General features: G+C 40.1%; 10 protein-coding genes and 1 pseudogene. 6 read left to right on the top strand and 5 right to left on the bottom strand.

Going from position 1 to position 13,249, the window contains the following annotated elements; translation table 11 throughout:
* The first annotated feature begins 25 nt into the window (after window positions 1-25).
* Together H7J92_RS03725 and H7J92_RS03720 are read left to right on the top strand one after the other, a co-directional pair.
* A complete protein-coding gene (locus H7J92_RS03725) occupies window positions 26-1,222 on the top strand; it encodes an NAD(P)/FAD-dependent oxidoreductase (protein WP_221835411.1) in 1,197 nt (398 codons plus the stop codon).
* A gap of 213 nt (window positions 1,223-1,435) precedes the next feature.
* Complete coding sequence (locus H7J92_RS03720) at window positions 1,436-2,863, top strand: carbon starvation CstA family protein (RefSeq protein ID WP_221835410.1); 1,428 nt, start codon at window positions 1,436-1,438, stop codon at window positions 2,861-2,863.
* Window positions 2,864-2,914: 51 nt separating this feature from the next.
* Here H7J92_RS03720 and H7J92_RS03715 read toward each other — a convergent pair whose 3' ends face one another.
* From H7J92_RS03715 to H7J92_RS18020, 5 genes and pseudogenes are all read right to left on the bottom strand, one after another.
* Complete coding sequence (locus tag H7J92_RS03715) at window positions 2,915-4,237, bottom strand: CitMHS family transporter (RefSeq protein WP_246602491.1); 1,323 nt, start codon at window positions 4,235-4,237, stop codon at window positions 2,915-2,917.
* 188 nt (window positions 4,238-4,425) lie between these two features.
* Window positions 4,426-5,127: a response regulator gene (locus H7J92_RS03710; protein WP_221835408.1), complete on the bottom strand. Its 702-nt coding sequence runs from the start codon at window positions 5,125-5,127 to the stop codon at window positions 4,426-4,428.
* Window positions 5,128-5,142: 15 nt separating this feature from the next.
* Entirely contained in the window at window positions 5,143-6,783 is a 1,641-nt protein-coding gene (locus H7J92_RS03705) for an ATP-binding protein (RefSeq protein WP_221835407.1), read from the bottom strand.
* Between the two features lie 210 nt (window positions 6,784-6,993).
* Window positions 6,994-7,890: a DUF6612 family protein gene (locus H7J92_RS03700; protein WP_425516841.1), complete on the bottom strand. Its 897-nt coding sequence runs from the start codon at window positions 7,888-7,890 to the stop codon at window positions 6,994-6,996.
* Window positions 7,891-7,908: 18 nt separating this feature from the next.
* Window positions 7,909-8,259 (bottom strand): annotated as a pseudogene (locus H7J92_RS18020) (stalk domain-containing protein); the annotation flags it as partial.
* 336 nt (window positions 8,260-8,595) lie between these two features.
* Here H7J92_RS18020 and H7J92_RS03695 point away from each other — a divergent pair.
* The 4 genes from H7J92_RS03695 to H7J92_RS03680 all read left to right on the top strand — a co-directional run bounded on the left by H7J92_RS03695 (window position 8,596) and on the right by H7J92_RS03680 (window position 13,058).
* Window positions 8,596-10,173 (top strand): ATP-binding protein, encoded by a 1,578-nt coding sequence (locus tag H7J92_RS03695; protein ID WP_221835405.1) that lies wholly within the window; start codon window positions 8,596-8,598, stop codon window positions 10,171-10,173.
* Window positions 10,166-10,834, top strand: a complete 669-nt coding sequence (locus tag H7J92_RS03690; protein ID WP_221835403.1) for a response regulator — start codon at window positions 10,166-10,168, stop codon at window positions 10,832-10,834. The genes H7J92_RS03695 and H7J92_RS03690 overlap by 8 nt, the downstream gene beginning before the upstream one ends.
* 137 nt (window positions 10,835-10,971) lie before the next feature.
* Window positions 10,972-12,021 carry a DctP family TRAP transporter solute-binding subunit gene (locus H7J92_RS03685; RefSeq protein ID WP_221835401.1) on the top strand — a complete coding sequence of 350 codons (1,050 nt, stop codon included), beginning with the start codon at window positions 10,972-10,974 and terminating at the stop codon, window positions 12,019-12,021.
* On the top strand, window positions 12,018-13,058 hold the full coding sequence (locus H7J92_RS03680) for a DctP family TRAP transporter solute-binding subunit (RefSeq protein ID WP_009765943.1): 1,041 nt from the start codon (window positions 12,018-12,020) through the stop codon (window positions 13,056-13,058). Before H7J92_RS03685 ends, H7J92_RS03680 begins: the two co-directional genes overlap by 4 nt.
* Window positions 13,059-13,249 lie beyond the last annotated feature (191 nt).

Here is a 13,249-nt window from a genome sequence, read left to right as displayed (position 1 = left end):
AACTATAGGCAGGAGAGATTCATAGATGAAATTACATACAGGTTCTTTGTTTTGGGAAACTACAGTTGACAGAAAAAGCTTTAAAAATGGTGCTAGGAAGGGACTATATGATATTGCAATTATAGGCGGCGGAATGTCGGGCGCGCTTTGTGCCTTTGTTTTAGCGAAAGAAGGCTATTCGCTCGTTATGATTGAACAGAATGAAGTGGGAGGGGGCAGTACTTCAGCCAACACTGGTTTATTGCAATTCTCAAATGATATTATGCTTCATGAATTGATAGAAGAAATCGGGGAAGAGCAAGCATTAGAGTTTTATCTTTCTTGCAAAAAAGCGTTGCAGCAGCTTCAGGAAGTTGCTGACCATACGTCATTTAATGTCAATTTCCATACACGAAACAGCCTGTATTATGCAAGTACAGAAGAGGATGTTTCAAGATTAAAAAAAGAATATGAGGCATTACAGAAATATGGCTTTCCGGTGGAATATTGGGAGCGGGAAGACATTGAGGCGCGTTTCCCATTTTCGCAACCTGCTGCAATCGTCACGGAAGGGGATGCAGAAGTAAACCCCCTTCGCTTATGTATCGGGGCAGTTCAATACGCCTATGAAAAAGGGATGGATGTTTTTGAATATACAGAAGTTCTGGAGATCGATGATCAAGATGAATATGCAGTAATAAATACATCAGAGGGAGATTTTTATACTCGGACTGTCGTAGTGACAACAGGTTACACACCGGCTCCAGAATTAGACGTTCCTCAGAAAGACCTCAAAATCACATACGCTGTCGCTACGCAGCCAATAGAGGATCTATCGTTTTGGCATGAGCGCATGATGATATGGGAGACAAAACGTCCTTACTTATACATGCGTTTGACGGATGATCAGCGAATCATTGCTGGCGGGCTTGATCAAGATGCCAAGAAACTGCTGAGTTCAACGGATGCAGCCGCAAAAAAGTTCGATGAGTTGAGAAGTGAATTAGAGAAGCTTTTCCCGAATGGAGAAATTCGATCTGAATATGAGTGGGTTGCTGTATTTGGAGAGTCGACTGATGAACTGCCAGTCATTGGCCGTCATCCAAATGAATCGCATGTCTATTATTTAATTGGGCTAGGTGGAAATGGCACAGTTTACAGCATGCTTGGTGCTTATTTGATTCGGGATGAGATAGCTGGAAAAGACAATCCCAATCAATCTATTTTGGAAGTTGAAAGATGAAAAACATCTGGAGAATAATTCATTCTTCAGATGTTTTTTGAGGATTTTTATGAAATTTTTCCGTTCATTATTTTAGTTTGTAAATTTTTTAACTTAATTAAAAAATCTATGTTGATATAATTTTCTAACTATTATATACTAAGATAATGAATTGTCTGATTAATCTACAGGCAGATAATGTTATAGAAAAGAAGACGAGAAAGAAGGGGTTTTATGCTTACATTTTTATCATCAATCGTCTTGCTGATTGTGGGATATCTAGTGTATTCAAAAGTGGTTGAACGAGTTTTCGTTATTGACGATTCGCGAAGAACTCCAGCCTATACCCAAGCAGATGGTATGGATTATGTACCAATGAGCTGGTGGAAGGGCTGGTTGATTCAATTATTGAACATTGCTGGGCTCGGTCCGATTTTCGGAGCGATTGCAGGGGCGTTATATGGTCCTGTGGCATTTATTTGGATTGTGTTCGGCAGTATTTTTGCCGGTGCTGTCCATGATTACTTTTCAGGCATGCTGTCCTTAAAGCATGGAGGCGCACAATTCCCTAAAATAGTTGGAGAATATTTAGGAGATTTTGCACGCCGGTTTATTAATGTTATTTCCGTTGTATTGATGGTATTAGTTGCGGCAGCTTTCACGGCAGGTCCCGCACAGCTAATTTCGTCTATTACACCTTTGTCATTCATGGTTTCACTTATTTTGATATTCGGATACTTTGTTTTAGCTGCAATTTTACCTATTAATAAGATTATTGGACGTTTGTATCCGGTATTCGGGATTGTCTTAATTATTATGGCTGTTGGGATTGGGGTCGCTTTATTATTTGGAACAGAAAAAATCCCGAATTTAACACTGCAGAACTTGCATCCAGGTGATTTACCAATTTGGCCGCTTTTGATGGTAACGATATCTTGTGGAGCCATCTCGGGCTTCCATTGTACACAGAGCCCGATTGTTTCAAGAACAATGAAAAAGGAATCAGAAGGCCGTAAAGTATTCTACGGAGCGATGATCGCAGAAGGAGTTATTGCGATGGTTTGGGCTGCTGCCGGCATGACGTTCTTTGGCAGTACAGCGGGTTTACAAGAAGCGTTGGCAGCAGGAGGACCTGCGGGGGCAGTCAATGAAATTTCAAGTACATTATTAGGTTCGTTCGGTGGGCTATTGGCTATTTTAGGTGTCATTATTTTACCTATCACTACAGGTGATACAGCACTTCGTTCGGCACGAATGATTTTTACTGAAGCCGTATCCAAGTGGATGGATCCTAATAAAAAGTGGGTCGTTTTAGCGGTTACACTTTTATTGGGCACACCTATGTTTTATTTGTCGATGATTGATTACTCTTTCTTATGGCGCTATGTTGGCGGTACGAATCAACTAGTCGCAGCTGTAATGCTGTGGACCGCTACCTCTTATCTAATGAGGGAAAACAAAGCACATTTGATTGCGGGGATTCCTGCATTGTTCATGACAGCAGTCGTCATAACGTATTGGATGTATGCACCGGAAGGTTTGAGCTTAAGCTATGGAGTTTCCGTGGGGACAGGAATTGTAGTTTCAGCAGTTATTGGTGTATTCTATGCACTAAAGGTCATTCAATCCAAACAGCAACGCGCAGTCGTGAAAATAGGATAAGAGAAAGGCTCTCAGCGACATTTTGCTGAGAGCCTTTTCGTACCATCCGACTTAAAATGTAATAACGCCAAGTGCCATTGTGATAAGGAACAATACGATACTGAAACCCCACATGATTAAGAAAGAGTAACGGATATGCTTACCCATTTCGAGACCCGCTAAGCCAAGTGCCAACCAAAGGGCAGGGGAGAAAGGACTGACGAATGTACCGATGATATTTCCAACGATCAATGCATAGGCAATGGAGATTGAAGGTACACCGAAGCCTGACACAACTTGTTCTACAATCGGCAACAATGCAAAGTAATAGGCATCCGTACTGAGTAATAAATCAAAAGGAACACCAAAGAATCCAATGATAATATGTAAATAAGGCACGATAAATGCCGGAAGAATTTTCACCAAATCTGTTGCAATGGAATCCAGCATATTGGCTCCATTCAATATACCTAAGAATGAACCTGCCGCTAAGATGATAGCTGCCATAAGCAAAGCATTTGGCGCATGGGCTTTAATTCGGTCCATTTGTTCATTCACTGTACGATAATTCAATGGCAATGCCAAACTGAATCCTATCATAAAGATAAAGCCGGCCGGGACTTTACCCCAAACGAGTAAACCGATAACAGTCAGTGCAATGACTACATTAATCCAAAGCAGTTTAGGACGGTGAAGAGAGTTAGCTGTTTTGGTTGATTCATCCTCAACCTCATCGAATATGGACTCACCTTCGTCAGAAGAATCATCTGTAACCTTTCTGGCAATTCGACGTTTTTCGCGCATTCCAAGAACAAAGGCGACTGCAACTAATAACACCAAACCGATCACTTGGATTTTAATCAAAGGACGCCATAATTCAGTGACATCAACGCCAAGGACGGCGGCAGCACGCCCAAGGGGACCTCCCCAAGGCACCATATTGACGATACTCGCAGACGTACCAACGAGTAATAATAATAAATATGGGCTCATTCTCAACCGTTTATAAAGAGGTAATAAAGCTGGAATCGTAATCAAAAATGTTGAAGCGCCTGAACCGTCTAGCTGGGCGATCGCAGCAATGACAACAGTCGCCATCGATACGGCAATCACATTTCCTCGAGATACTTTGATCATTGTATTGATAAGTGGATCAAAGACTCCCGCATCTTGCATAACTCCGAAGAACAGAATTGCGAAGATGAACATAATGACGACACTGATGACCGAGTCAATACCACTCCCGAAGAACTCTCCAATTTCTTTAAAGTTGTATCCGGCAAAAAATGCTCCGAAGATTGGTACAATGACCAGACCAACAATCGGTGTGATTCTGCCGCTGATCAGAAGAGCGACAATTATGAAAATAGTTAATAACCCTATGATACTCAACATAGCTTTTCCCTCCAAAGTACAAGTTATGAAAGAAAGGTGTAAGCGGATACAAAATGAGGTATCCGAAAATTCTTTCTTAAAGTTGTTCATAATGTATCATAGGAAAAAGCAGCTAAAAAGCTTATGGAAATAAAACAAATAGAGTTTATTGTATGCATTTTGTTCATTTTGCTCACGAATGGATTAGATTAAATTTTGACGTAAGTTCGCTCAGGTCTCCCAACATCACCATATTGCAGCTGGGCTTTTACTTTCCCAACAGACACCAAATATTCTAGATAACGCCTTGCGGTAGACCGGCTGACACCTGCTGCCTCGCCGGCATCGAAGGCATTAATGCCTTCTGCCGAGCTGTGTTCTGAGATTTCTTCTATACGTTCCAGCGTTAAACGATCAATTCCTTTTGGTAATCCGTCGGCAGTGATCGACTTGTCCGCACGTAATCCTGATCCGAATAGGAGACGGTCCAGCTCTTCTTGATTGACTTCTTTTTTGGAGGCTAATAAGACTTTTTGTTTTCGGTAGCGTGTAAATGTCTTATTGAATCGATCAAAATCAACCGGTTTAATCAAAAAGTCGAATACACCGCCTTGTAAAGCTGCTTCTACTGTAACTGTCTCCTTAGCGGCTGTTACCAATATGATAGCGATGGATGGAAAGTCTTTACGAAGACGCCAAAACAGTTCGAGTCCTGGACTATCCGGTATGTAAACATCCAATAAGATCAGATCAGGCAATTGTTCGGCTTGCTGTAAATAGTGCAGGGTTTCTGCTGCTGTCCTCAGTTCTGCCAATACATTAAACCCCGAAACTTGTTCAACAAACCGTCGATTAATTTCAGCTACTCGAAAATCATCTTCCACAATTACTACCTGCCATGTCTTTATCATTCGAAACACCTACTTTCAGTTGCTTTTTGGAATTGAAACGATGAAACAAACGCCTCCTAACTCACTAGGTTCTATGGAAAGTTGACCATTTGCTGCATCAATGGCTTGTTTTGTCAGCGCCAGACCATGACCTCTGCCCGTGCCTTTTTTTGTAGAAACGCCTCGAGTGAAAATTTTCTCGAGCAGAGTGTCTTCAATACCAGGTCCAGCGTCGTCAATTTCAAATAGAATATCCTGTCCGATATCCGTGAAATAAACAGATATTTCCCGGGAAATTGCCCGTTCATCATAAACCGCGTCAAATGCATTATCCAGCAAATTTCCGACAGCAGTCAACAGTGCTTGTCGGCTGCGCTCGGACAAAGCGGTATGCAAGCGGCTCCCCGGTTGAATAGAAATATCAACTTGCAATTCACTTGCTTGGTTTAGTTTTCCAACAAGCAGTCCACTTACGTAAGGATCTTGTATTTCATCAAGTAATGTATCGATCCATTGTTGCTGAATTTTCGTTTCATTTTGGATAAAGTCTAGCACTTCCTCTTTTTTATCGAGCCGTGTAAGTCCTGCGATTGTGTAAAGTTTATTCGAAAATTCGTGTGTCTGTGAGCGCAAGGCATCAACATATTGTTGGATGTGGGTCAATTTCTTCGTTAATTCCTCGATCTCTGTTTTATTACGGAACGTTGAAACGGCACCAAGTAATTTATCTTCATAGAAAATTGGGACACTATTGACATAAACACTGTGCGTACCAAAAAGTTTTTCTTGATCAAATACAGCTTGACCATTCTTCAACACATATGGCAAATCAGAATTTGGAAAGCTTGTGTGGATTGACTGACTAATCCAGGAGTTTGTATGCGCGTCGTCTCCAGTTAAAAGTTTCAATGCGGCAGAGTTGATCATCGTTATTTGTCCTTCTGCATTGGTCGCTACGATGCCTTCATGAATGGAGTGGAGAATGGTTTCTTTTTGAAATAATAAATAGGAGATTTCTTCGGGTTCTAATCCAAACAATGCTCTCTTGATATAACTTGCAATTACAATAGAACCTAAAATCGCTGCTGCTGTAATTCCTAGAAGGACGAACCAGATTTCTTTACTGTAATCCCAAATCACAGACTCGATGGAATCCACCAAAAATCCTACCGACACGACACCGACAATTTCTTCATTAGAATATATAGGCACCTTCGCTCGTAATGAATTTCCTAATGAGCCGACAGATTTTGAAATATATGATTCACCGAACATAAGAGCTCGTTCATTGTCCTCACCGATCATTTTTTTACCGAGGCGGTCGGGGTTTGGATGCGCATAACGAATTTCTTGGCGATTACCGACAACGATAAATTTTGCATCCGTTTGCTCCTGTATCTGTTGCACGATAGGCTGAATTACAGCAGAAGGGTCGTCTGAATGAAATGCGGCACGAATTTCAGGGATCAGCGATACACTGGTGGCAACGCTAAGAGCTCTTTCCCCAATTTGAGCTTCCGTTGTATCCGTTACAAAGAAACTCATAAATCCACCAATCAGCAAAATAATTGTGACGACGAGTGCACCGATCAGAACAATCATTTTCATATGTAAATTGACGAAAGGTTTAGACTGGATTTGATGGCTGGTTAAATCTTCTTTTCGGATGCGAATCATGTCCAGACCTCCCTTAGAAAAGGATGATGCATTTAGCATACCATGTGGTGAGTATGTTAAGGATGGAAAAATACGAAATACAGCCAGCCATTAATGGAGTGTCAGAGCCAATGTTATTAAAAAAGCCCATTCGCAATGGAATGGGCTTTTACTAGATTTATCGGTGAGAGGCTCTCAATACAGAACAAAGGAGCTCTCGTTGACTAGTTATTATGCTTCAAGCTCAGGCTCAGCTTCTTCTTCATCCAAGCCTAATTCGTTCAAGTATTCCTCCATTGTAATTGCATTTTTGATTACATCGGCAGGAATTTTAATTTCTTCGACGTTATTATGGTTGCTGTATGCACCTGAAATAAGTTGAGTGATTGAGATTGTTTCGTCTTCAATGCCCATCGTCATTTTCGTAACGCCTGACATTTCAAGTGGGAACAATGTCTTCTTATCGATAGTGGAAACAACAAGGAATTCGTCAATATTGATATCTAAAGCATCCAAGATACTTTCCAAATCGTCAGCAATTTCTTCGTCTGTTACTTCCTCTTCAGTTGTTTCTTCTTCGATTACTGCATCTTCAGAATCCGTAGCTTTAGCGTCAACTGACACACCTTCTACTTTTTGAATTACACTCTCAGTAGTTTCGTCAGGAAGTAAACCAGGCAGAAGCGCCATTACTTCATCCAGAATTTCACGGAATTGCTCATTCGTTATCGTTTGTGTCATAACATACTGGTCTTCATATTCGTAAATATGAATGCCGTCGATGAACTTTTTAGTTAGTTCGAGCTGTGCAAGTGGGTCCATTTGTTGAACGGATGAATCGAATAATGCATCTGTTAATTCGTCATCCATTTTAATCCACTTATCTACCATGCTATCGTATTGGAAGAAACCATCTTTCGTCAAATACGCTTCTGATGATTGATCGAGGTTCTCGCCATCCATATTCATTTGCATCTTCGTTGAAGTGTAAAGTGCAAGAGGATCTTCGATCACATCCATTTTCATGTCCATGATCATGTCGATTTCTTCTTCCTCAGGATTGGATGTTTTCATTTTCTGATCGATTTTCATCGTTGCAGAATAACTATTCAAATCAACGTCGAGCATCTTTTCAAGAAAACCTTCAACATCTTTCACACGATTTGTTGTTACTTGTACAGATTTTTTGTCATTTGAAACGGATACTTCAAAGCCTTCCAATGTAGATAGGAACGAATCTGAAATATAATTTCCTCCATTATTTAGTGTAAGGGGAAATACAGTATCTGCTTTCTTTCCATCGACCAAAATCTTTCCAGCACTAGCATTAAAGTCTACTGTCAATTGAGAATTTGTTGCCGTTACCACGCCTTTGTCTTTTGAGACAGAGTAACCAGCCTCTTTAAAAAGATTTTCAACTGGGATCAGCACTTCACCATGAGATAAAAACGGTTGCTCATAGCCCGCAACTTCCACGCCATCGACTACCAGCTTCATTGAGTCGTTACTTGCTGCTTGTACATTACTGTTTGGAACTGCAAAAGCCAACAGTAATACGAAAGCAAATAACCAAGAACCTAACTTCTTCACTACATAAAACCCCCATTTCTTATTTTGGAAAAACTCACCTGTTTTGTGTACAGGTATACTAGATTGTACGGACAACTTTATAAAAGGTTTCAAAAGAATGATAGTTTAATATATTTAGTGCGAAATGACTTAGTTATTGGAAAAATTAAGTATAACTGTTCTCCTTAATACCTTTCTACTATATAATTAATATTCTGTTAAAATAAAGCGTATCCCGCGATTAGGTGAGAGGAAGATTTCTGAATGAATCGAATATCGCTTCGTATGAAAATGTTTATCTTTTCATTTATTCTTGTGTTTTTCTCTGTCATGACGAGTGGAGCAATTATGATCCATAATATTTCTGGCGCTTTTGAAAAAGAACTCGGAGCAAGAGCTATTGCGATTGCCCGAACGGTAGCTCAGCTGCCAGATATTAAGACGCATGTTGGTGAAACGAACGGTGCTTCCTCCATTCAGCCAATTGCTGAGAGAGTTCGATTGGCAACAGATGTAGATTATATTGTTGTATTTGATATGGAAAGGATCCGCTATTCACATCCCTCAGAAAGTAAAATAGGTACAGTATTTGAGGGCGGGGATGAGCAGGCTTCACTTTCGGAACACGAATATATATCAAAAGCTCAAGGTGTTATGGGGTTTGCAATTCGAGCCTTCGTACCGATTATGAATGATGAAGGCGTCAAACAAATTGGTGTTGTTTCAGTTGGCATTCTATCACCGACATTTCAAAGCTTATTAAATGATTACAAGACCGATATTTTATTTTCATTGATGAGTGGTCTGCTCATCGGCCTGATCGGTTCGTTGTTTATTGCTAACCATCTAAAGAAACAAACCTTTAATATGGAGCCTTATGAAATTGCACGTCTGGTCGAGGAGCGTTCCAGCATGATGCAGTCGATGGATATCGGAATTTTGGCTACGGATGAGAAGGAACGAATTGTCTTTATGAACCGGTTAGCCCAGCAGTATACAGGTTTGGAGAACGAAATCATCCCAGTAGCAGACGCGTTTCCTGATACATGGGTAACAGAGGAAGTGTTGAAAAATGAAGCAGAAATGACGCATAGACCCTTACTTCTGAACGGCACGATGCTGTTAGTCCGTATCTTTCCTATAAACGTAAATGATCAACGTGTAGGTTCCCTTTTAATGATGACTAATCAGAAAGAGGCGCATACACTTGCGGAAGAACTAACAGGTATCAAGTCTCTAGTCGATTCACTGCGTTCGCAAAACCATGAATATATGAATAAGTTACATAGTATTGCAGGTCTGATACAGCTCAATCGTTCAAAAGAGGCACTTACTATGATTGTAGATGAAATTTCCGATGAACAAGAAGTGATGCAGTTTCTGAAAGAACGAATTTCTGATTATTCAATTTTAGGCATTCTAATAGGGAAGCGATCACGTGCTAGGGAATTAGGTGTTCTTTTTACTATTGACGATGAGTCTTATTTATCTGAAGTGATGACGGGGTTTTCAAGTGGCGATCTAGTTACAATTTTAGGGAATTTAATAGATAATGCTATGGAAGCTTGCTTACTGGAGCAAGAGAAAGAGATTGTGCTGTTGATTGAAGGTAATAGAGATTATTTATTTATCGAAATACAGGATAGTGGATGCGGGTTACCTGAAGAGGCAAATAAAATATTTGATTACGGATTCAGCATGAAGAGGAAAGAGGGAAGAGGAATTGGATTGGCTTTAATAAAGCAGATTTTGGACTCCAATAAAGGCAGTATTACGGCGTATTCTCCGCCAGAATCAGGGACAATCATTACATTGAAAGCAGGTGAAAGAAAATATGGATAAGTTAACGGTCTACATAATAGAAGATGATCCTATGGTGTTAGAAGTGAATAAAGGCTTTTTGCAAAGGTTGGATGGCTTCAAGTTGGTAGGTGAAGCCGCGGAAGGTAAACCGGCAATTGAAGACATACATAAACTTCAGCCTGATCTTATTTTACTTGATATGTACTTACCAGACATGTCAGGGCTTGAGTTACTAAGGGAACTTCGGTTGGAGAATATATCGAGTGACGTGATTATGATAACGGCTGCCCGGGATGCGGTTACCATTCGTGAAGCATTGCGGTTCGGGGCAGTGGATTACTTAGTAAAGCCCTTTCGTTTTGAACGCTTTCAAGAAGCGCTTCAAAAATTCAGTAAAAACTATTGGAAATTCAATACGATTGATAAATTAAAACAGGAAGATATCGATCTTTGGATTGGAAGTGCTGAAAAAATAAGTGCACTTCCAAAAGGGTTAAATGAATTTACCTTGGAGCAGATTTTTGTCGGTCTCAAGAATGAAGAACATCCGTTGACTGCCGAACAGTTAGCTCAAAAAGTTGGAATGGCAAGGGTAACTGTCCGTAAATATTTAGATTTTTTGTCAGTTAATGGGAAGGTTCATATTGAATTGCAGTACGGGAATATAGGTCGTCCAACTCGCTATTATTCAATAAAATAGAAGTTTCATGTGTTTAGGGAAAATACCATAAAGACCAAAACGTCCATTAACTTCATAATATTGTGTTTTCTTGAACATTATTTAAAATATAAAATATCAGACTACTGATGATTCAGGAGGGAGCATGAAGAAGTTCTATGTATGCTCTGAAGAAGCACTTTTGTTTTTTCGTAAGTTTTGTCGGATTACTGTTTTTGTTGGCAGGTTGTCAAAAAACTTCCTATCCAGTTGATTATGAACAATTAAGTGCAGAAGAACGATTGGTTATCCGTTTTTCACATGTTGTAGGAGAAGATACTCCAAAAGGATTGGCAGCCAGAAAATTTGCCAAATTAATGAAAGAGCGGAGCAATGGATATATCGAAGTACAAATATTCCCGAATAGTATCTTATATAAAGATGGCGAGGAAATGGAAGCGCTTTCTAATAATGATATACAAATGATTGCACCTGCTACATCTAAGGTTACGTCAACCGTACCGGAATGGTCTGTTGTTGACTTGCCATTTGCCTTTTATAGCTATGAAGAAGTACATGCATATATGCAAGGGAAGGTCGGTCGGCAGTTAATAGGGAAATTCGAAAAGCAAGGTCTCGTGATGTTGGGAATGTGGGATAACGGTTTTAAGCAATTGACGAATCGTGAGTATCCTATCAACATGCCTGCAGATATAAAGGGGCTTAACATGCGGATTATGCCAAGTGACATATTAGAGCAGCAATTTGAGCTCTTCGGTGCCTCCGCTATGAAATTGGATTTCAATAATGTGTTCCAGTCATTGGATAATGGATTAATTGATGCTCAGGAGAATACTTTGTCCAATATTGTGAGCAAAAGCTTACATTTAAAGCAAGGCTACATGACGGTTAGTAATCATGGGTATTTAGGGTATGTGCTGTTGATGAATAAAGAGTTTTGGGATGGGTTACCTGAAAATGTTCAGTTCTTAATCCAAGATACGTTGTCTGAGGTGAGCGAATGGCAACGAGAAATTGCACACCAACTAAATGAAAAAGACCTCTCTGAATTGGAGAAATGCGATTGTATTCAAATTCACAATTTATCGGAAGATGAGAGACAACAATGGGAAGAAGCTTTCAGCCCGGTTTACGATTTTTATCGGGGGCGGTTTGGGGCTAAATATATAAATTCACTTCCAAAAATAAAAGGGGGAAATAAAGAATGAAAAAAATTCTTTTAGTTGCAGTGATTAGTATGTTTGCTATCGTGGCGGCTGCTTGTTCATCTGACAAAGAGTCATCTTCTTCAGGCGACGGCGAAAAATCATCTTCTTCTGATAAGCCAGTCATTATCAAGTTTTCACATGTAACGGCAATTGATAGTGTAAAGGGGAAAGCTGCTGACCGTTTTGCGGAACTAGTTGCAGAAAAAACAGATGGAAAAGCGAAAGTAGAAGTATACCCGTCATCTCAATTATATGGAGATGCAGATGAATTAGATGCATTGGTATCAGGCAATGTTCATATGATTGCACCATCCGTTACAAAAATGGTGAAGTTGGATCCACGCTGGCAGTATGTAGATATGCCTTTCTTGTTTGAAGATCAAGATCATGCGCGCAAATTCTTTGAGAGTGATGTAGCACAAACAATCTTGAATAGTGATCAATTAGCAAATAACGACATTATGGGATTGGAATTCTGGGAGAATGGGTTCAAACACTTTTCAGATAATAAACATCCTTTGAAAACTCCAGAAGACTTCAAAGGTCTGAAATTCCGTGCGCAAGCAGGTAAAGTCCTTGAATCTCAGTTCAATGCTTTGAACGCGGGAAGTGCAACGATTTCATTTGGTGAAACCTATGCAGCCCTGCAACAAGGCACTGTAGATGGACAAGAAAATACATTCAATAACTTTGATACTCAAAAGTACCAAGAAGTACAAAAGTATTTGACGACAAGTGAACATGGCCGTCTAGACTATGCGATTTTTGTTAACAAATCATTCTGGGAAGGTATGCCAGAAGATATTCGTACGCAAGTCGAGGAAGCTTTGAAAGAAGCAACAGAACTTGAGTGGCAGTTGGCTGCTGATGAGAATGAAGCAAGTTTTGAAAACATCAAGAACTCTGGAAAAGTTGAAGTTACTGAGTTGACTCCGGAAGAGCGCCAAAAGTTCGTTGACGCTTTACAGCCGGTATACGATGAGTTCTCTGATGATATTACACCTGAACTGCTTGAAGGAATCCGTAGCTTGAAATAAGAAGAATTGTCATCTAAGTGGGAAAGCGGAGATCATAGTACCTGTTTATACAGGGATATGGATGCCGATCTGATTACCGGATCGGCATTTCTTTGTTTATAGGTTGGCATAGGGCATGACTTGTCGTCTTTCGAATGATTAGCAGTAGGTTGGAAAGACGACAAGTCACGCACTTGCAATGTATCTGAATT

The sequence above is a fragment of the Sporosarcina aquimarina genome (assembly GCF_019748715.1).
Taxonomy (GTDB): Bacteria; Bacillota; Bacilli; order Bacillales_A; family Planococcaceae; genus Sporosarcina; species Sporosarcina newyorkensis.
This window is presented reverse-complemented; position numbering and strand designations above follow the sequence as displayed.

Excerpts from the sequence above, each read along its gene's own strand:
- H7J92_RS03725 (WP_221835411.1), top strand. The coding sequence starts at position 26 with ATGAAATTACATACAGGTTCTTTGTTTTGGGAAACTACAGTTGACAGA.
- H7J92_RS03720 (WP_221835410.1), top strand. The coding sequence starts at position 1,436 with ATGCTTACATTTTTATCATCAATCGTCTTGCTGATTGTGGGATATCTA.
- H7J92_RS03715 (WP_246602491.1), bottom strand. The coding sequence starts at position 4,237 with ATGTTGAGTATCATAGGGTTATTAACTATTTTCATAATTGTCGCTCTT.
- H7J92_RS03710 (WP_221835408.1), bottom strand. The coding sequence starts at position 5,127 with ATGATAAAGACATGGCAGGTAGTAATTGTGGAAGATGATTTTCGAGTA.
- H7J92_RS03705 (WP_221835407.1), bottom strand. The coding sequence starts at position 6,783 with ATGATTCGCATCCGAAAAGAAGATTTAACCAGCCATCAAATCCAGTCT.
- H7J92_RS03700 (WP_425516841.1), bottom strand. The coding sequence starts at position 7,890 with ATGCTCGACGTTGATTTGAATAGTTATTCTGCAACGATGAAAATCGAT.
- H7J92_RS03695 (WP_221835405.1), top strand. The coding sequence starts at position 8,596 with ATGAATCGAATATCGCTTCGTATGAAAATGTTTATCTTTTCATTTATT.
- H7J92_RS03690 (WP_221835403.1), top strand. The coding sequence starts at position 10,166 with ATGGATAAGTTAACGGTCTACATAATAGAAGATGATCCTATGGTGTTA.
- H7J92_RS03685 (WP_221835401.1), top strand. The coding sequence starts at position 10,972 with ATGTATGCTCTGAAGAAGCACTTTTGTTTTTTCGTAAGTTTTGTCGGA.
- H7J92_RS03680 (WP_009765943.1), top strand. The coding sequence starts at position 12,018 with ATGAAAAAAATTCTTTTAGTTGCAGTGATTAGTATGTTTGCTATCGTG.